We start from the raw sequence: 18575 nt of genomic DNA, 5'->3' as shown, positions 1-18575 counted from the left end.
CCTCTCGAAGGGCCTTCCTGATTCAGGAAGGCCCTTTGTCTTTCTAGCGTCGATTTTTGCGCGCCCGCTTCTTTCTTCTGCAATCCGCGATTCAACGCGGCGCGGTTCCGATATCGCCGATTTGCGCGTCCGGACGCGGCAAATCCTCCACATCGCCAATATCGCCCGGCTCGGCAACGAGTTCCGTGAACACGCCCGTCAATGCCTGCGGTTGACGCAGCACCTCCTCCACCGTCTCGCCAAAGCGGCTCTGCACGAACGCACGCAATAGCGCCTCGCGCGTCGTGGCGCCATGCGCCTGCGCCGCACGGTGGCCGCCCTCGAATTCGGCCGTGCAAACTGCAGGCTCGCCCGCACGACGTTCGCGCAATTCGAAGCGCTGTGCGCGATCGAGCACGACGCCGGCGGCTTCCCACGATGTCGATGGCTCGAAGCGGCCGTCCCAGGGCTTGCCACGGTCGTTGCCGCGCACGGCGACGGTCTCGCCGCTATCGGTGAAGTAGATCTCGCGCACGAAATCGGGCAGGCTGCGCGCCACCCAGTAATCGAGCGCGAAGCCGCTCAGTTCAGCTACGTTCATGGCTTGTCCTCGTGTGTGCCTGAAAAGGTTTCGAGGGAGCGTGCCGATGCCTGACGAAAGCCAGAAGAGTGTCAGGAAACCCGGCAGACACGGGCAACGCCGGAGATGGCCGCAGAAAGTCGGGCCGCAGAGAGATGCCAGATACAACAAGGGCGGCCCGCAAGGGTGCCGCCCGTCAAACCGCTATCAATAGTCGGCGCGCTCGCGATCGATGCGCATGCCGCCGTCATGGCGATGATGCCCCTCCTCGCTCGGCCGCTCGCGCGTGATGCGCATGACGTCGGGATTCGTGCGCACGCGGCGCATGACGTTCGCGAGGTGCACGCGATCGCTCACCTGGATCACGAAACGCAGCATGTTCGACTCCTGCGCGAGATCGTCGTCCATGGCGATGTGCACGATGTTGGCATCGGCGGAGGTAATGTCGGCGGCCACACGCGCGAACACGCCCTTCGTGTTCTTCACCAGCACCTTCACGGCCACATCGAACAGACGGCCCGGCTGCGGCGCCCACGCGACGTCGATCCAGCGACCCGGATCACGGCGATGAATACGCTGCGCCACGCGGCAATCGGTCGTATGAATCGCCATACCCAAGCCGATGCCGATATAGCCCATGATGTCGTCGCCCGGAATCGGACGGCAGCATGCCGAGAGCTGCACCGACATGCCCTCGGTGCCCGTGATGACCACCGGCGGCGCATGCGGCGCGTTCGGGTCGCGCTGCGAATGATGTTCCTCGTCGTCGGCGTCGAGGCCTTTCATGAGCACTTCGATGCGCTTGGCCATCACCGCCGCCACGCGTCGGCCGAGACCGATATCGGCGAAGATTTCCTGACGATTCTTGTTGCCGGTCCACTGAACCAGCTTTTCCCACGTTTCCGGCGTGACTTCCGAAAGCTGGTAGCCATAGCCCTTGAGCGCCTGATCGACCAGACGCTCGCCAAGCTGCACGGATTCCGTGAGACGCATCGTCTTCAGATAGTGACGAATCGCCGAGCGCGCCTTGCCGGTACGCACGAAACCGAGCCACGCGGGATTCGGCTTGGAGTACGGCGCGGTGATCACTTCGACGATGTCGCCGCTCTTGAGCTCCGTGCGCAGCGGCAGGAGTTCGTTGTTGATCTTCACGGCGACGCACTGGTTGCCCAGATCGCTGTGGATCGAATACGCGAAGTCGAGTGCCGTGGCGCCGCGCGGCAGCGCCATGATCTTCGCCTTCGGCGTGAAGACATAGACGGCGTCCGGGAACAGGTCGATCTTGACGTGTTCGAGGAATTCGCTGGAGTCGCCCGCCTCGCTCTGAATGTCGAGCAGCGACTTGAGCCACTGATGCGCGCGCTTTTGCACGTCGTTCAGATCGGCGCCGCCGTTCTTGTAGAGCCAGTGCGCGGCCACGCCCGCTTCGGCGATCTCGTGCATCTTGCGCGTGCGCACCTGGAATTCGATCGGTGCGCCGAACGGGCCCACGAGCGTCGTGTGCAGGGACTGATAGCCATTCACTTTCGGAATGGCGATGTAGTCCTTGAACTTGCCGGGCACGGGCTTGTAAAGCGCATGCAGCGCGCCGATGCAGGTGTAGCACTCGAGCGCCGAATCCACCACCACGCGAAAACCATAAACGTCGAGCACCTGCGAAAACGACAGCTGCTTGTCGCGCATCTTCTTGTAGATGCTGAAGATGGTTTTTTCGCGGCCGGTGACTTCGGCGTCGAGCTTCGCGTCGGCGAGCGCGCGCTGCACCGATTCCAGAATCTTGCTGACCACTTCGCGGCGATTGCCGCGCGCCGCCTTCACCGCCTTTTCGAGCGTGGCGTAGCGGTTCGGGTTGAAGTTCTGGAAGCTGAGATCCTGCAGCTCGCGATAGGTATTGTTCAGGCCAAGACGGTGCGCAATGGGCGCGTAGATGTCGATCGTCTCGCGGGCCACACGGCGGCGCTTTTCGGGCGGCACCGCGCCGAGCGTGCGCATGTTGTGCAGGCGGTCGGCGAGCTTGACGAGAATCACGCGGACATCGCGCGCCATCGCGAGCAGCATCTTGCGGAAGTTTTCCGCTTGCGCCTCTTCGCGATTGCGAAACTCCATCTTGTCGAGTTTCGACAGGCCATCGACCAGTTCCGCGACTTTGGCGCCGAAGCGCTCGGCGATTTCCGCCTTGGTCACGCCCTGGTCTTCGATCACGTCATGAAGCAGCGCCGCCTCGATGGCCTGGGCGTCGAGCTTCCAGCCGGCGCAGATCTCTGCGACGGCGACGGGATGCGTAATATAGGGTTCGCCACTCTGACGATATTGCCCGAGGTGGGCTTCGTCGCTGAAGTGAAACGCCGCCTTGATCTCCTTGATTTCCTCAGGTGTGAGGTAACCGGAAAGCGCAGCGGTCAGATTGGCGATGGAGACGACCCCGTGTTTGCGGGGCTGTTCCGGTGTGGCGGTCGGTCCGAACAGATGGCGAAACGACTGTTCGAGAACCGCGTCGATGTAATTGCGCGCAGGGCTCGCGGTCTCCGCTTCCTGGTCCACATCCGTGGCCGGCGAGGGCGTAGTGCTCATGTTCCCCTCCGTTTCAGGTCAGGCGTTGACGTTTGGCGCACGAGGTGTGACGCCCAGCACGAATTACACGACGAGTAAAACTCAAGCTTCAACTACTACGGGACTACAAGGCGCCGTTAAACGGGCACCTTCTTCAGCATTTCCAGACCTACCTGGCCAGACGCGATTTCGCGAAGCGCGACGACGGTCGGCTTGTCGCGGCTTTCGATCTTCGGCGTGTGACCTTGGGCGAGCTGACGTGCGCGATACGTTGCGGCGAGCGCCAGTTCAAAGCGGTTCGGAATCTGTTTCAGACAATCTTCGACGGTGATGCGGGCCATGTCGGTTCCTTCTCATTCTCAGCAGGTTCTTATTCTACCTTATGTGCCCGATGCGCCGGGCTGCGGCAGGTGGATGCCGAGCTGTACGAAGAGCTCGGTGTGTCGCGCGTATTGCGAAGCGAAGCGCATACGCGTGGCGCTAACGATATTGCGCAGCTCCTGCAGCGCAGTATCGAAATTTTCGTTGATGACGACGTACTCCGATTCGCTCGCGTGCGCCATCTCGCTACCGGCGGCAAGCAGGCGTCGCGTGATGACGTTCGGCTCGTCTTCGCCGCGCTTGCGCAGGCGATCCGCGAGCGCGTCGAGCGACGGCGGCAGGATGAAGATTTCCACGGCGTTGCGGAACTGCTTCTTCACCTGTTGCGCGCCTTGCCAGTCGATTTCGAGCAGTACGTCATGGCCCTGCTTCATCTGGTCTTCGATCCACACGCGCGAAGTCGCGTAGTAGTTGCCGTGCACTTCCGCGCTTTCGAGGAACTCGCCTTCTGCATGACGCGCGAGGAAATCGTCGACGGTCGTGAAGTGATAGTGCTCGCCGTCACGTTCCTTCGAACGCGGCGCGCGCGTGGTGTACGAAATCGACAGCAGGATCGCGTTGTCTTCGGCGAGCAGCGCGTTCACGAGCGTGGACTTGCCCGCACCCGAAGGCGCGACCACCATGAAAAGATTGCCCGGATAAACGCCCGCGTACGGATTGCGCGGTTTCGTTTCAGCCTTGTGCGCACCGGGTGCGCTGGTCTGGTCGGTCATGTTCGTTGCTTCCTGTTTTACTGCTTTTTACAGCGTTAAATGCCTTCATCGGTGAGCGCATGAGTGCATGCGCTCACGCATTTATTCGAGGTTCTGCACCTGCTCGCGCATCTGCTCGATGAGCAGCTTGAGCGTCATCGACGCATCGGCGAGTTCCTTCGCCGCGGCCTTCGAACCGAGCGTGTTCGCTTCGCGGTTCAGCTCCTGCATCATGAAGTCCAGACGCTTGCCGACGCGCCCGCCCTTCTCGATCACATGGCGCGTTTCGTTCAGATGCGCGGTGAGGCGCGAGAGTTCTTCGGCGATGTCGATGCGGATCCCGTACATCGTCACTTCCTGGCGAATGCGCTCGGCGATTTCCTCGCGCGACACATTGCCGATGTTGCCGTTCGCGGCGTCCGGCGCGGCAATGCCCAGCGCTTCCTGCAGACGCTCGACGATCTTCTGCTGATGCTTGACGATCAGGTCCGGCACGAGCGGCGTGATCTTCGTGACGATCGCTTCCATCTCCGCGACATTGGCGAGCAGCATGTTGGCGAGTTGCGCGCCTTCGCGCGCACGCACGTCGATCAGATCGGCAATCGCCTGCTTGCCGCAACCGAGCACCGCATCGCGCAGCACTTCGGGCGCGACGCCGCTTTCCGCCAGCACGCCGGGCCAGCGCAGAATTTCGCCAGTACGCAGACGACCCGATTCCGGGAACGCTTCGAGCACCGCACGCTCGAGCACGGCGAGCTGTTCGAGCGCATCGCGGTTGAGCGAACCGGCGTTGGCGGCCTGCTCGCTGCGCTGGATGTTGATGCGGATGTCGACCTTGCCGCGCGAGAGTTTGGTCATCAGCATTTCGCGCAGCGTGGGTTCGATCACGCGCACGTCTTCGGGCATGCGGAAATTCAGGTCGAGAAAGCGCGAGTTCACGGTACGCAATTCGACGGAGACACTGGCGCCGCCCGTGCCCGATGCCGCAACCAGTTCGCGCGTGGCGCTGGCATAGCCGGTCATGCTGTAAATCATGGTTCGTCTCGCGATAAAGCCGCGGCGGCGCGCTTCATGGGCGCGGGTCACGGCGAAGGTATTCGAGGCGCCCGGCGTGTACGCGCGTTATCGATGACGCGCAATGACGCGGGGCGGAGAAACCGTATTATCCCATTTTTGGCCGCGCGCCCGCCGCAGCAGCGGTCTCGCTCTGCGCGCTGACGAACGCGCCGGCGCACAATGCACGGCTGTCCTGCAGCCGCCCGCGCAATTAGCGCCTGATTCACGCGATGGCGCGGCCATCGCCCGTGCATCTCGCCGGTCGCGCGAAGGCGGTAAAATTGCGTTTTCTCTCCTTCCTTGCCGTGCCCTCGCGCACATCCGACGATGACCCAGACCACCCTGCGCCCCTCCGGCCGTGCCGCCGACCAGCTTCGCGACGTTCGCATCACCCGCCATTTCACGAAGCACGCCGAAGGCTCGGTGCTGGTCGAATTCGGCGATACCAAGGTGCTGTGCACCGCGAGCGTGTCCGAAAGCGTGCCGCCGTTCCTGCGCGACAAGGGCCGGGGCTGGCTCACCGCCGAATACGGCATGCTGCCGCGCGCCACGCACACGCGCAGCGACCGCGAAGCCGCGCGCGGCAAGCAGACGGGCCGCACCCAGGAAATCCAGCGCCTGATCGGCCGTGCGATGCGCGCGGTGTTCGATCTCGAAGCGCTCGGCGCGCGCACCATCAACCTCGACTGCGACGTGCTGCAAGCCGATGGCGGCACGCGCACGGCCAGCATCACGGGCGCGTTCGTCGCCGCTCACGACGCCGTTTCGAAACTGCTGGCCGACGGCCGCATCGCACGCTCGCCGATCACCGATTACGTCGCCGCCATCTCCGTGGGCGTCTACGAAGGCCTGCCGGTGCTCGACCTCGATTACGCCGAAGATTCGCAATGCGACACCGACATGAACGTCGTCATGACGGGTTCGGGCGGCATGGTCGAAGTCCAGGGCACGGCCGAAGGCGCGCCGTTCTCGCGCAACGAACTCAACGCGCTGCTCGACCTCGCGCAAGGCGGCATCGCCACGCTGATCGGCATGCAGAAGGCCGCGCTGGGAGTCGCGTAATGGCCGCTACGCCTGATATCACCGGCAACGGCGCGGCGCTCGGCCGCGTCGTGCTGGCCTCGAACAACGCGGGCAAGCTGCGCGAATTCGCGGCGCTGCTCGCAGCCGCGGGGATCGAACTCGTGCCGCAAGGCGCGCTGAACGTGCCCGAAGCGGAAGAGCCGCACGTCACCTTCGTCGAAAACGCGCTGGCCAAGGCGCGCCATGCGTCGAGACTCACTGGCCTGCCCGCCATCGCCGACGATTCCGGCCTGTGCGTGCGCGCGCTGCGCGGCGCGCCGGGCGTGTATTCGGCGCGCTATGCGCAACTCGCGGGCGGCGAAAAGAGCGACGCGGCGAACAACGCGCTGCTCGTGCAGAACCTGCAGGAACACGCCGATCGCCGCGCGTATTACTTCTGCGTGCTGGCGCTCGTGCGTCACGCCGACGACCCCGAACCGCTGATCGCCGAAGGCCGCTGGCACGGCGAAGTGATCGACACGCCGCGCGGCGACAACGGCTTTGGCTACGATCCGTACTTCTACATTCCGGGCCTCGAAGCCACGGCTGCGGAACTCGATCCGGCGCTCAAGAACGCGTCGAGCCATCGCGCCATCGCCTTGCGACATTTGCTCGCACGGCTGGAGGAAGAAGCGTGAGCCAGCAGCACCAGACCGGCCTCGACGTCGTGCAGTCGTTCACGATGCCGGGCAGCATTCGCCTGAACGCGCTGCCGCCGCTCTCGCTTTACGTGCATTTTCCGTGGTGCGTGCGCAAGTGCCCGTACTGCGACTTCAACTCGCACGAATGGAAAGGCGAGCGCTTTCCCGAGGACGATTACCTCGACGCCCTGCGCGCCGACCTCGAACAGTCGCTGCCGCTCGTGTGGGGCCGCCAGGTGCACACGATCTTCATCGGCGGGGGCACGCCCAGCTTGCTGTCGGCGAAGGGGCTCGATCGCCTGCTGTCGGACGTGCGCGCGCTGCTGCCGCTCGACGCCGATGCGGAGATCACGCTCGAAGCCAACCCCGGCACCTTCGAAGCCGATAAATTCGCGCAGTTTCGCGCGAGCGGCGTGAACCGCCTGTCGATCGGCATCCAGAGTTTCAACGAGGCGCATCTGAAAGCGCTCGGACGGATTCACGATGCAGCGCAGGCGCGCCATGCGGTGGAAGTGGCGGCGAACACCTTCGACAACTTCAATCTCGATCTGATGTTCGCGCTGCCGCAACAGACGCTCGCCGAATGTCAGGCCGATATCGAAACGGCGCTCGCCTTCGCGCCGCCGCATCTGTCGCTCTATCACCTCACGCTCGAACCGAACACGATGTTCGCGAAGTTTCCGCCTGTGCTGCCCGACGACGACCAGTCGGCGGACATGCAGGAATGGATTCACGCACGCACGACCGAAGCCGGTTATGGGCGCTATGAGGTTTCGGCGTACGCGCAGCCGGGCCGCCAGAGCCGCCACAACCTCAACTACTGGCGTTTTGGCGATTACCTGGGCATCGGCGCGGGCGCGCATACAAAGCTGTCGTTCCCGAACCGCATCGTGCGCCAGATGCGCTACAAGCATCCGGCGACGTTCATCGAAGAAGCGCGTGCGGGCAAGCCGATCCAGGAAGAGCACGAAGTCAGCGCGAAGGATCTGCCCTTCGAGTTCATGCTCAATGCGCTGCGGCTGGTGGAAGGTTTCCCGGTTTATCGCTTCGCGGAGCGCACCGGTCTGCCGATCACGACGATCGAGCCGCAGTTGCAGGAAGCGGAAAAGCGCGGGCTCATCACGCGCGATTACGAGAAGATCGTGCCGACGGAGCTGGGGCAGCGCTTCCTCAACGATCTGCAGGAGCTGTTCTTGAAGGACGCGCAGTGATCATTCGATGATCTTTGCGTGATCCCGATGTGATCTTTTGATGTGCGCCATCGGCAACGCTGCCGGTGTGCGCATATTCCAGGTTACAATGCGCGCCTCCGGAGGTGTGGCAGAGTGGTTGAATGCACCGGTCTTGAAAACCGGCGAAGGGGTAACCCTTCCGTGAGTTCGAATCTCACCGCCTCCGCCAGAGATGAATACAAACCCCCGTAAGTTCAATGACTTACGGGGGTTTTCCATTTCTCAGCCCATTAAATAGCCCATCAGGGCGCACAAACTCACGTCCCCTCCGTGCTCCCCAGGTCGACGCATTTGCGCAATGGTGCCAACGCCGTCCGCTAGAATCCGCCTATGTCTGCTTTCCGATGGCGGCTGAGATGCGCAAGCCGTGGGAAGACGACTCCTGTGCAACGGTGCAAGCCTGCTATGCCGTCTACGCGGTTCCGGTTGCGGCGGCTTTATGGTGCGGCGTGCCCGCCGAAGAAGTTACTGAAGAACTGCGACGCGCGGTTCCTGTGGGACAAAGCAACGCGTTGGCGCGTGCCATCCTGCGACACTCCTACCTGCCCTGCCTGGAATCGCACATCCGCGAACTCGAAGAAGCGAAGGCCCGCACAGAAGCCGAGTGCGACTCCCTGAAGGGTATCGTGGACCAAATGAGTGGCAGATCAAAGGTGCACCTCCCCGCGAGCACTCCGAAGAAACCTACCCGAATATCACTGCAGCCCTGCTGCGCCTGCTGACGCCATCGCACGATCGAGACCTCTCGGGTGCACGTTACGCCAGCCGGGCAGCGCTCATAGAGGTCTTATTCACGGCGTTCGAGTCCAACCCCGGTATCTCCAGGCGCACGCGTAAGGAACGTTTCGCTGCTACCAACCGCAATATCGACGCAACCTGAAAAGCCCCTACTGTCACGCGCGCCCGCGCAACTCACCCGAGCAATGAGCCGGACATCGCGCCTGGATCGAGGAAAACACCGCGCTTCGCTTCGTGCAGCGGTGGCGGAACGCATCAGCGGGTGAGCTATGACGCCGGGAGCGGTCGAACTGAAGCCCATCTTTACAGACGTTGAGGCCGAGATACTGGTCGCACGCAACGCGTTCATGAAGCGCGGCGCGAAAATCGCTGCACACCGCCCTGCCGAGCGCGGAGCGGTCGAGCAGTGCGGCGAAGCCAGCCGAGCGCCGGGCCATGTTCCGCGCGGTTGATTGCCAATCGGGGAAATCAAAAAGCCGACACCCCAAATCGGAATTTTCCCATTTCGCCCCCAGCCATGCGCTGCTAGCTTCAAGTGGTTGTTCGCGCACTTAATGGCGCGATCGCCCGAAGCATTGGCAATGCCACCAGCTTCGGACAACTTCACCATTGTCCAGCCAGGAAAACGCGTATGCCTCGACAAAGCGACGTGCGTTTTACCTTCGAGATGTGCACCGCCCGCGTGCCTTTTGAAGTTGTGGAGTTTGAACTTGTTGAAGGTCTTTCAGAGTCCTTCAAACTTACCGTCGAACTGTCCAGTCAAAATCCCGCTGTCGATTTTCAGAAAGTCCTCGATCAGCCCGCGACGCTCACCATCTGGCGCGGCGAGACACCTGTGCGGTATGTGAACGGGGTCGTCAGCCTCTTCGAGCAAGGCGCAACCGGGTTCAGGCGAACACGCTATCGGGTGGTTATCAGCCCGATGCTCAGTCGCGCCGAGTTGTGCAGCGACTGGCGTATCCACCAGCAGGTCTCTATTGCGCAGATATTGGCGAGCCGCATCAAGGAACTGGGAATCACTGATTACGAACAGCGCATGTTTGGCGAGCACCTGACGCGCGAATATTGCGTTCAGCCTGGTGAAACCACGTGGCATTTCATCAATCGCGTGGCGGCAGACGAAGGGATCTATGCGGCGTATGAATTCTCAGAAAAAGGGCATCGGCTGATTCACGGCGACCGCCTGATCGTGCATGGAGCCATCGGCCGCGAACCGGTCGTCTATAACCCGTCGCCGGGCGCTGACCAGCCCGAACCATGCTTGTGGAACTTCCTGTACGCGGAAAATGTGCGAACCAGCCGTAGCGTGTCAAGGGATTACACATACCGGAATCCGAGATATTCGCAGGAACACCGTAGCGAAGCCGCGAGCTTCGACCGGCAAGGTGGCTACGAAAAATTCCATTATCCGGGAGGATACAAGCAGGATGCCGCTGGCAAGCCGATGAACCAGACGCGGCTGCTGGCGCTGCGTAACGACGCGCGGCTTGCCCTCATCGAAGGCGACGACGCACGTCTGATTCCTGGCATGGCCTTCAAACTGGAAGGCCATCCGCGTGAAGAATGGAACCGTAGCTGGCGTCCCGTGCGCATGACGCATTACGGCGTGCAGCACGTGAGCCAGGAGGAAGAGAGCGCGAGCGCGGAACACGGCACAAGCTATCGCTACGAGGCCGAAGTGATCCCTGACGATGTCGAATGGAAACCGGCGCTGCTGCCCAGGCCCGTGATTGAGGGTCCGCAGACCGCGTTCGTCACCGGTCCCGCTGGCGAAGAAATTTATTGCGATAACGATGGTCGCGTGGTTGTGCAGTTTGCCTGGGACCGCAGGGGCAGGAACGACGAGCACAGCACGTGCTGGATACGCGTAGCGCAGAACTGGGCAGGCGCGACCTGGGGGCACATGGCGATACCGCGCATCGGGCAGGAGGTCCTTGTCTCATATCTGGATGGGGACCCCGATCAGCCCATCATCATCGGCCGCGTATACGACGCGCTGAACCTGCCGCCCTACGAACTGCCGCGCCACAAGACGCGCATGACGATCAAAAGTCAAACGCACAAGGGCGAAGGCTACAACGAATTACGATTTGAGGACGAGGCGGGACAGGAAGAGATTTTCGTTCATGCGCAGAAGGACCAGAACCTTCACGTCAACCACGATGAAACCACATTTGTGGGCAATGACCGGAAGGAAAACGTCGAGCATGACGAAACGATCGATATCGGGCACGACCGGACCGAGAGCGTCGGCAACGATGAGCAGGTGAGCATCGGGCGCAACCGCCGCCACACAGTTGGACAGGATGCGTCTCTATTCATCGAACGCAATCACACGGTCAACGTTGGCAAGGACCGCATCGAGCAGGTCAGTAATCACCGCAAGGACCAGACTACGGCCAATCACATCGTCGATGTGGGCGGGCATGTTGAGCAGACCGTGCAAGGCCACCACAGGCTCAGTGCAGGCCAGAGCATTCGGGATCAGACGCAGCACTTCGAACTCAAGGCTGGCGACCGGGCCGTGTTTCGTGGGCCGGGCGGGTCGATTACCGTGGACGATGGCGGCATCACGATTGAAGGGATTGCTATCACGTTCAAGGGGCCGCTTGAGGGCGGCGGTGAGGGCAAGGGCAATGTATTCAGTTTCAACGGCCAGCCCAATGCTGGTGTAGCGAGCGATATCTGCCTGGAGTGTCTTATCCACGCTGCCGCAAATGGCGCGATGACCCTGGAGCGCTAATGATCCCCATTTCGGTAGCAGAACACCTACAGCGCCATTCGCAGTGCTTTAACGGCCCGTTGCGCGTGCTGGCGCTTGTGGACGGGCTCCAGTATCAGCAGCACACGGGGCAGACGCTGGATCCGCACGGCGACTATGTGGCATCGCTCTTTGCGGGAACAAAAGAAGCGGCACTTGCACCCGCGGGACCGTGGCTGATCGACCCCGAAAACTCGGGCGACCACGTTGCGGACCTGGGCAAATTCGAACTGGCTCGTCCCGGCGTTATCTGGCTGATTGCCTGGCGAGATATCGAGGAACAGGCAGCGAGGCTGCGCCCGCACCTGAACACCCTATTGCCGAACGGGCGCGCGGCCCTGTTGCGTTTCTGGGATCCCAGGGTCATCCATGCACTGAACGAAGCGTACCGAAGCGCGGACGACCGCGACCTTTTCAGGACCGCATTCGAATGGCAATACCTTCACGAAGGACAACGGCGCTACATCACCGACCATGAACCATCTAACTGAACAGCAATGGGCCATCCTGAAGGCTCATGAGGATTGCAACTATGTGGAAGCTGTTCGCGGGAATATTGTGCGCGACTACCCCTGGCTTGCCGATGATCCGAGATTGAGCGGCTGGCTTAACGAGGCCTATGCGCGAACGAAGGAGCTTGGATTTACCCACGACGGGCCAACCGTCGATTTCCTTTACCTGGAAGCGACCACGCCCGGCTTTTACCTGCTTCCGGCCATTGCCGCATGGCTGGACAAACCAGGCGCGTCAGGTGAGCAGCGCTTCGAAATGCTGTTGCAGGTCACGCGAAAAAAACAACAGGAACAAAAGGAGGATCACTGATGGGTATTCCCTTTCCCGCTACGCTTGCAAGCGCCGCTAACTCACTTCTTCAGACCATGCCCGTGCCGCTACCTTCGCCGGTTCCGGCTACGGGTTCTGCCGGTGGCACTGGTGCTGGCACGAGCGCCGATGGTGGCCTGGACAGCCTTCCACGCGACCGGACCCGCGAGCGCGATAGGCCGTGCAAGTGCCCGCCGGAGAAGACCGGCAAGAAGGTGCGGAGGAACCACAGCATGAACCCGGAGCCACGGCGCTATCAAGCGCGCATTACGGGCTTTGAGTATGGAGTAACAGCGGATGGAAAAGGCCGCGAGACCAACGAAGGCTGGAATATGGAATGGGACTGGCTTGACATCGACTTTGATGGATTTCAGGCTTCCCAATGCCTCTTGCAGGAAGCCAAGGGAAACTACGATCAATTTATCGGTGCAAATGGGAAGCCGTTTGATTTCTTTAAGGGATTTACAAGCATGGCCGAACAAATTAAGAAGCAAGGAGCAATCGTACGCAGCAATCCACCCGCCAAATTAATATGGTATTTTCAGACATCAAAAACGAGAGAATATATGTTGCCAATACTGCAAAGGTTTGGCGTTTCTTCCGTTCTTCAGCAGTGAGGAAATAATGAATCTGTCAGAGCAACATCGTGATCGCACCGATCTAACTAATGCAGATTGGCAGTTTCACTTGAGCCGCCTGCGGCCAATCATAGATTTATTGAAAAATAAGGATCGGACGTTGGGCGAATGGTATCTACAGGGCGAAAGCGAACAGGAAGCACTTCAGTATCGAGCCTATGATGACAAAGATCCATCATCAACCGCCGTAGATGTTCTATCAAAAGAGTATGCGAGAAAAAACAAAGATGACCCAAAATCAATTGGAATATGGAATGGAATTAAATCGGACCGAGTTGGTGCATCAATAACAGTGGAAATCGATGGCGGAGATGTTTTCCCAAAATCGCTTGATATCTCTCTGAACGAGGGAGGTGAAAATCGGGATTCCCGTCTTGGCGACTACAAATCAGCTGCAGATGTTATTGCTCAAGTTGTAGAAATTTACGGCTCGTTCTACATCACATTTGGTCCGTATTATTATTTCAAGGAAAAAATGTTTGAAGATCGCCCCGGCGTAAGCTGGATACTCTACCTACCGCACGCGCTCACATCGGCCCAAGTGCCCGAAGCACGCGCCCTGATTCCGGTCATGCGCGACGGCCAGCAGCAAGGCACAATCATTGTCAGCGTGACGGATGAAGTGTTCGATGTGAACAACCGGGCTCACGTCAAGGCTGCGAACGACATTGAAATCCGTCTTGCCGATCAGGACCTGTTGCCGCGATTCGTAGACCTTTAAGGTCAACTGTGATGACAAACCAGGTAGGACCGTGACTCGTCAAGCCTGAACTGGTCGTAGAGCCTTGAGCTCGCCGGAGGAGTGAGGCACGAGCCAGCGGATCTCATAGGGGCCCGCAGCGGTAGTACTGGCTGCAAACAGGCCGAATATAGAGCCGCAACCCAACCTGTCCGTTAACACGCGAAAACCTGCTCAAACGGGAGACGTTCATATAGACAACCAGGGAAGCTGCTCTGTGAAGTCATCGGCGTGTCGCGCTCGAACGTATCGGCACGACTGTCGCGTCCAGCTACCGTCAATCAAGGCAGACCGGCGATGCGAGCATGGTCGAGGAAATCCGCCGCGTTGTTTCGGCTAGTGCGGGAGCCAAGGTCATTCAGTTTGATCGCTACCTGCGCGCCGCCCGCGTAGCCCGCGCGGCGGGAACGGCAGGAGCAGCGGCCACTGCCACCGACAAGTTGGCGGCGCAACCCGCCAACGTGCCGAGAGTAACGCCTGCCCTGACGCCCGAGCAACAGCGCTGTTCAGAGGCTTACCGGGAATGGGAAAGACAGCAGCAATATCAACTCCAAAGCGAGAAGCGTTATCTCTTCTGGCCTGATGCACCGGGAAGCACAAGATGAACGAAAAAGAATTCTTCGATGCGTTTGACGCCGAACGCTGGCACGTCACCTTCATGGATGAAGCCGACACGGCCAAGCCTGTGCAGCAGGTTGGGCTAGTAGCTGTGTTCTATCTGGTGGACGCTTATTTGCCGATTCGACGCAAGCACATAGCCGAAGCGCTAAAGACATTCCACAACTCATTCCGTAACGAACTGACTTGGGGCTTCGTCTTGTCGCCGGAAGAAAAAATGATCGAACAGGCATGCACTGACGATGCCATTAAAAAATGCATTCATTTCATTGAAAACTGCGGTCCCAATACGCCGCTGTCTTTTCGTTGGTCATCGAATGCGGGATTTTCACAAACAAGCAGCTACTTGTTTTCCGCTTATTCTCCCGCCGGCTGGTTTGAAAGAACGCACAAAGATATGACATGCATCCGTATCTATCTTCCCGTTGACGTGCTTAAAGGGGATGGACGCAGAGAGCTAAGAGAGATGTTAAAAGCGTACTGTCAACTGCTTCGCCCACTGCACGGAGCAGCAGGATTCGGTGTCCAAGAATCTTTCGAGTGGGAAGACTTCCAACATACCGAATACGAAACCGCTTGGGCATATCGCGGGGTTGATATCTGCGGCCCTTTCGCTCCGAAGACGGGGCAAACCGGCTACCGCTCCCTCAACTGGTACACCTTCATCGCTCACCATTGGCTCGCCAAACTCGGCACGCCCGAAGAATTGAAAGCCAAGCTCGATGACGATCGAATCGAAGTGATCCCTTACGAATGGGGCAGCATGATTCGGGCAGGCAACTGGCCACAATTAGGCAAAGCCGATGTCGATCCAAAACCTGAACTTTACGTCAAAGTGAATGAAGCCATCAGGCCGCTGCGCGTAGATGACATCGGCTCACTGCACTACGGTTCGGTGGGAGGTGAAATGCGCTTTAATCAGCGCACCAGCAATCTATGGCTACGGCGCTTTGATGCCCCGCCACCATCGCAACAAGAAAGCGCTGATGATCCATCGGCGACCAAAGTCAAGGCCGAATCCTTTTATCTCCGCATCAGGTCGGGTACGCCGTGCCCATATCCGGGCGTGTGGCTGTGCGAGGAGGCCAAGCACTTAGGCCCACAGACGATCGCTCACGGTGTACCGATGCCCGAAATCGACGGCCGAGTAGTGACCTGGCAACTTCTCAGGGCACTTTGATTGATGGCGTGATGTGCAAGCCGTAGGGGGTAATGCCCTATGGACTGGCGTGCACTAGATTAAGGTGGACATGGGCAAATTCGAACTGGCTCGTCCCGGCGTTATCTGGCTGATTGCCTGGCGAGATATCGAGGAACAGGCAGCGAGGCTGCGCCCGCACCTGAACACCCTATTGCCGAACGGGCGCGCGGCCCTGTTGCGTTTCTGGGATCCCAGGGTCATCCATGCACTGAACGAAGCGTACCGAAGCGCGGACGACCGCGACCTTTTCAGGACCGCATTCGAATGGCAATACCTTCACGAAGGACAACGGCGCTACATCACCGACCATGAACCGTCTAACTGAACAGCAATGGGCCATCCTGAAGGCTCATGAGGATCGCAACTATGTGGAGGCTGTTCGCGAGGATATTGTGCGCGACTACCCCTGGCTTGCCGATGATCCGAGATTGAGCGGCTGGCTTAACGAGGCCTATGCGCGAACGAAGGAGCTTGGATTTACCCACGACGGGCCAACCGTCGATTTTCTTTACCTGGAAGCGACCACGCCCGGCTTTTACCTGCTTCCGGCCATTGCCGCATGGCTGGACAAACCAGGCGCATCAGGTGAGCAGCGCTTCGAAATGCTGTTGCAGGTCACACGAAAAAAACAACAGGAACAAAAGGAGGATCACTGATGGGTATTCCCTTTCCCGCTACGCTTGCAAGCGCCGTTAACTCACTTCTTCAGACCACGCCCGTGCCGCTACCTTCGCCGGTTCCGGCTACGGGTTCTGCCGGTGGCACTGGTGCTGGCACGAGCGCCGATGGTGGTCTGGACAGCCTTCCACGCGACCGGACCCGCGAGCGCGAGAGGCCGTGCAAGTGCCCGCCGGAGAAGACCGGCGAAAAATTACGGAGAAACCACAGTATGAATCCCGAGCCGCGACGTTATCAGGCACGCATCACTGGATACGAGTACGGGATAACGACGGATGATAAGGGCCGTGAGACCAATCAAGGCTGGAACATGGAATGGGCGTGGCAACCTACGGGAGAACCAACGCCAATAAATTTTGATGGCTTTGTAAAGCCGCAATGTCTTTTGCAGGAAGCAAAAGGAAACTATGACTAATTGTTAGATAAATTCTTTGATGAAGAAGGGACGCCAATCTATAAATTCGATGGATTTAGCAGCACGACGAAGCAGGTTTATACGCAAGGTCGGGCAGTTAAAAGCAATCCGCCTAGCCGCCTGATGTGGTATTTCGAAACTCCCCGCTTTCGACGGTATATGCTGCCGGTACTTACCGAAGCCGGGGTTCCATCTGTCTGCACAGGATAAAGCTAGATCATGTACTTGAATGCTTCGTTCAGAGATAGCAATACCGTAAGAGAGGCGGATTTCTTGTTCCAACTGCGCCGATTGCATCCGATTATCAAAGAGCTTTCTAAGCGAGAGCGAACGCTCGGAGAGCCGTGGTATTTGCGTGCGGCATTCGAAGACGACTCGTCAGAAATACCCGTATTTGATGGCCCTGAGCCGCGCTTGGCTGCCGTTCAAGAATTAACGAAGCGGAGCCAAGATGAGTCCGGTCAGCCGAAAATCGTTGACCTTTGGAACGGTTCGCCCGGTCGCGGCAGAGCGGCTTCATTTTCAATCTTGATTGATTGTGGAAGCCTTGCAAATAGGTTTGAATTTTCCATTAGCGAACCAAAGGCGGGAGAGTCTCGGCTGGGTCTCTTCGATCCCGTAGCAAAACTTGTGACTGAGGTCGCCATAGTCTATGCCTGTCCATATGCAACGTTTGGACCTCGCCCATACTTTGAAAATCAGGTATTCGAAGACCGTCCAGGCGTAAGCTGGATGCTTTACCTGCCCCACGCTCTCACACCGGCCCAGGTCCCCGAAGCGCGCGCCCTGATTCCGGTCATGCGCGACGGCCAGCAGCAAGGCACAATCATTGTCAGCGTGACGGATGAAGTGTTCGATGTGAACAACCGGGCTCACGTCAAGGCTGCGAACGACATTGAAATCCGTCTTGCCGATCAGGACCTGTTGCCACGATTCGTAGACCTTTAAGGTCCACCCGGCACGGTCCAGATACCGGCCTCGAGGTCGAATTCGCTCCATGTCGCGCCGCGCACTTTGCCGCTGCTGGTTGTCGTGAGAATTGCGAACAGCATCGCCGCGCGGGTGCTGTCGCCGGGTTCGATATCGCGAAGTTGCGCCTTTGCGCTGGAATTTCGCGCCAAGGCATCGCCGGTTGATGCTCTTTCGTGGCGTTCTGCTTCGGCAACAGGTGCTCGACCACGCCGACCAGGTTCGCAGCGATAGGGCCGTGCGCCCAAGCCCGTTGCATCACGGCGATGCATACCCTGGCGGGTGCGGCTGGCGGTTTCCGCCTTCTCCAGCGAGAGAGCCCGCAGCACGTCGGCGCAGTCGCCGGGCGTAAGTGCATCACGCGGCTTCGTGCCGATCTTGGGGAAACACGTAAGCCTCTAGCGTGCCGATCAACTGAACCGCGTGCTTTTCATCTCGCCAGCCCGGTTTCGGTTCCTCGTGAACGCTGCGCGCAGCCTTCTCGAAAGTGAGCGCGACGACGGCGATGCTGGCGGCCGCCTGTTCGCGGTTGCGTTCGTCAATCGGGGGGACTTTGCCCACGTCGCGCTGACCGCGCATTGCGAGCGCCTTCTCTGGCGCGTCGACAATGGTGACCTCGGGATTGACGCCGAGTCCCGCATCGCGGCGCTTGCCCGTTGCCGGGCTGGTAAAGCGCAACGTCCATTTGCAGCCGTCTTGCCGGGCGTAAGCATCAACCCCGTTACGTTGCCATCGAAAACCGGTTTGTCGCCGGGTTGCAGTGCTTTCGCCTGCCTGTCCGTAAGTGCCATCTGAGCCCATCGATTGGCCCATCGAAAAATGA

The 18575-nt window shown here is 59.7% G+C and carries 23 protein-coding genes, 1 tRNA gene and 1 pseudogene; 17 read left to right on the top strand and 8 right to left on the bottom strand.

Annotated elements, in window-relative coordinates; translation table 11 throughout:
* Positions 1-91: 91 nt before the first annotated feature.
* From G3N59_RS22020 to G3N59_RS22000, 5 genes are all read right to left on the bottom strand, one after another.
* Positions 92-580, bottom strand: coding sequence for a phage protein NinX family protein (locus G3N59_RS22020; protein ID WP_205984742.1), 489 nt, complete (start codon positions 578-580; stop codon positions 92-94).
* A 186-nt stretch (positions 581-766) separates the two neighbouring features.
* A complete protein-coding gene (locus G3N59_RS22015) occupies positions 767-3130 on the bottom strand; it encodes a bifunctional (p)ppGpp synthetase/guanosine-3',5'-bis(diphosphate) 3'-pyrophosphohydrolase (protein WP_205984741.1) in 2364 nt (787 codons plus the stop codon).
* Between the two features lie 116 nt (positions 3131-3246).
* Positions 3247-3450, bottom strand: a complete 204-nt coding sequence (gene rpoZ / locus G3N59_RS22010; protein ID WP_027817423.1) for a DNA-directed RNA polymerase subunit omega — start codon at positions 3448-3450, stop codon at positions 3247-3249.
* A gap of 39 nt (positions 3451-3489) precedes the next feature.
* Positions 3490-4203: a guanylate kinase gene (gene gmk / locus G3N59_RS22005; RefSeq protein WP_205984740.1), complete on the bottom strand. Its 714-nt coding sequence runs from the start codon at positions 4201-4203 to the stop codon at positions 3490-3492.
* Between the two features lie 81 nt (positions 4204-4284).
* Positions 4285-5217, bottom strand: coding sequence for a YicC/YloC family endoribonuclease (locus G3N59_RS22000; RefSeq protein WP_205984739.1), 933 nt, complete (start codon positions 5215-5217; stop codon positions 4285-4287).
* A 348-nt stretch (positions 5218-5565) separates the two neighbouring features.
* Between G3N59_RS22000 and rph the strand changes: the two genes are divergently transcribed.
* From rph to G3N59_RS21980, 4 genes are all read left to right on the top strand, one after another.
* Positions 5566-6300, top strand: a complete 735-nt coding sequence (rph, locus tag G3N59_RS21995) for a ribonuclease PH (RefSeq protein ID WP_205984738.1) — start codon at positions 5566-5568, stop codon at positions 6298-6300.
* Entirely contained in the window at positions 6300-6938 is a 639-nt protein-coding gene (gene rdgB / locus G3N59_RS21990) for an RdgB/HAM1 family non-canonical purine NTP pyrophosphatase (RefSeq protein WP_205984737.1), read from the top strand. Before rph ends, rdgB begins: the two co-directional genes overlap by 1 nt.
* Positions 6935-8152, top strand: coding sequence for a radical SAM family heme chaperone HemW (gene hemW, locus G3N59_RS21985; protein ID WP_205984736.1), 1218 nt, complete (start codon positions 6935-6937; stop codon positions 8150-8152). Before rdgB ends, hemW begins: the two co-directional genes overlap by 4 nt.
* 100 nt (positions 8153-8252) lie before the next feature.
* A tRNA-Ser gene (locus G3N59_RS21980) sits at positions 8253-8342 on the top strand.
* Between the two features lie 724 nt (positions 8343-9066).
* Here the strand turns inward: G3N59_RS21980 and G3N59_RS21975 are convergent.
* A complete protein-coding gene (locus tag G3N59_RS21975; protein ID WP_205984735.1) occupies positions 9067-9462 on the bottom strand; it encodes a hypothetical protein in 396 nt (131 codons plus the stop codon).
* A gap of 80 nt (positions 9463-9542) precedes the next feature.
* Between G3N59_RS21975 and tssI the strand changes: the two genes are divergently transcribed.
* The 13 genes and pseudogenes from tssI (at position 9543) to G3N59_RS21915 (ending at position 17731) form a co-directional block, all read left to right on the top strand.
* A complete protein-coding gene (gene tssI, locus G3N59_RS21970) occupies positions 9543-11654 on the top strand; it encodes a type VI secretion system tip protein TssI/VgrG (RefSeq protein WP_205984734.1) in 2112 nt (703 codons plus the stop codon).
* Entirely contained in the window at positions 11654-12163 is a 510-nt protein-coding gene (locus G3N59_RS21965; RefSeq protein WP_205984733.1) for a DUF4123 domain-containing protein, read from the top strand. Before tssI ends, G3N59_RS21965 begins: the two co-directional genes overlap by 1 nt.
* The gene (locus G3N59_RS21960; protein ID WP_205984732.1) at positions 12147-12494 is read left to right on the top strand and encodes a hypothetical protein; all 348 of its coding nucleotides are present in this window, start codon (positions 12147-12149) and stop codon (positions 12492-12494) included. Before G3N59_RS21965 ends, G3N59_RS21960 begins: the two co-directional genes overlap by 17 nt.
* A complete protein-coding gene (locus G3N59_RS21955; RefSeq protein WP_205984731.1) occupies positions 12494-13111 on the top strand; it encodes a restriction endonuclease fold toxin 5 domain-containing protein in 618 nt (205 codons plus the stop codon). Before G3N59_RS21960 ends, G3N59_RS21955 begins: the two co-directional genes overlap by 1 nt.
* A 7-nt stretch (positions 13112-13118) precedes the next feature.
* Positions 13119-13853: an immunity 52 family protein gene (locus tag G3N59_RS21950; protein WP_205984730.1), complete on the top strand. Its 735-nt coding sequence runs from the start codon at positions 13119-13121 to the stop codon at positions 13851-13853.
* 216 nt (positions 13854-14069) lie between these two features.
* A pseudogene (locus tag G3N59_RS21945) lies at positions 14070-14203 on the top strand (IS3 family transposase); the annotation flags it as partial.
* Positions 14177-14476, top strand: a complete 300-nt coding sequence (locus G3N59_RS21940) for a hypothetical protein (RefSeq protein ID WP_205984729.1) — start codon at positions 14177-14179, stop codon at positions 14474-14476. The pseudogene G3N59_RS21945 and the gene G3N59_RS21940, both read left to right, overlap by 27 nt.
* On the top strand, positions 14473-15669 hold the full coding sequence (locus G3N59_RS21935; RefSeq protein ID WP_205984728.1) for a type VI immunity family protein: 1197 nt from the start codon (positions 14473-14475) through the stop codon (positions 15667-15669). The genes G3N59_RS21940 and G3N59_RS21935 overlap by 4 nt, the downstream gene beginning before the upstream one ends.
* 70 nt (positions 15670-15739) lie before the next feature.
* Positions 15740-16015 (top strand): DUF4123 domain-containing protein, encoded by a 276-nt coding sequence (locus G3N59_RS21930; RefSeq protein ID WP_205984727.1) that lies wholly within the window; start codon positions 15740-15742, stop codon positions 16013-16015.
* Positions 15999-16346, top strand: coding sequence for a hypothetical protein (locus G3N59_RS21925; RefSeq protein ID WP_205984726.1), 348 nt, complete (start codon positions 15999-16001; stop codon positions 16344-16346). Before G3N59_RS21930 ends, G3N59_RS21925 begins: the two co-directional genes overlap by 17 nt.
* The gene (locus tag G3N59_RS21920; RefSeq protein WP_241023720.1) at positions 16346-16783 is read left to right on the top strand and encodes a Tox-REase-5 domain-containing protein; all 438 of its coding nucleotides are present in this window, start codon (positions 16346-16348) and stop codon (positions 16781-16783) included. Before G3N59_RS21925 ends, G3N59_RS21920 begins: the two co-directional genes overlap by 1 nt.
* On the top strand, positions 16784-16993 hold the full coding sequence (locus G3N59_RS37090; protein WP_241023718.1) for a Tox-REase-5 domain-containing protein: 210 nt from the start codon (positions 16784-16786) through the stop codon (positions 16991-16993).
* A gap of 9 nt (positions 16994-17002) precedes the next feature.
* On the top strand, positions 17003-17731 hold the full coding sequence (locus G3N59_RS21915) for an immunity 52 family protein (protein ID WP_205984725.1): 729 nt from the start codon (positions 17003-17005) through the stop codon (positions 17729-17731).
* Here G3N59_RS21915 and G3N59_RS21910 read toward each other — a convergent pair.
* Entirely contained in the window at positions 17728-18081 is a 354-nt protein-coding gene (locus G3N59_RS21910; RefSeq protein ID WP_205984724.1) for a hypothetical protein, read from the bottom strand. The genes G3N59_RS21915 and G3N59_RS21910 overlap by 4 nt on opposite strands.
* 28 nt (positions 18082-18109) lie before the next feature.
* Positions 18110-18565 (bottom strand): DUF4102 domain-containing protein, encoded by a 456-nt coding sequence (locus G3N59_RS21905; protein ID WP_205984723.1) that lies wholly within the window; start codon positions 18563-18565, stop codon positions 18110-18112.
* Positions 18566-18575 lie beyond the last annotated feature (10 nt).

The organism is Paraburkholderia sp. Ac-20340 (genome assembly GCF_017104965.1).
GTDB lineage: Bacteria > Pseudomonadota > Gammaproteobacteria > Burkholderiales > Burkholderiaceae > Paraburkholderia.
This window is presented reverse-complemented; position numbering and strand designations above follow the sequence as displayed.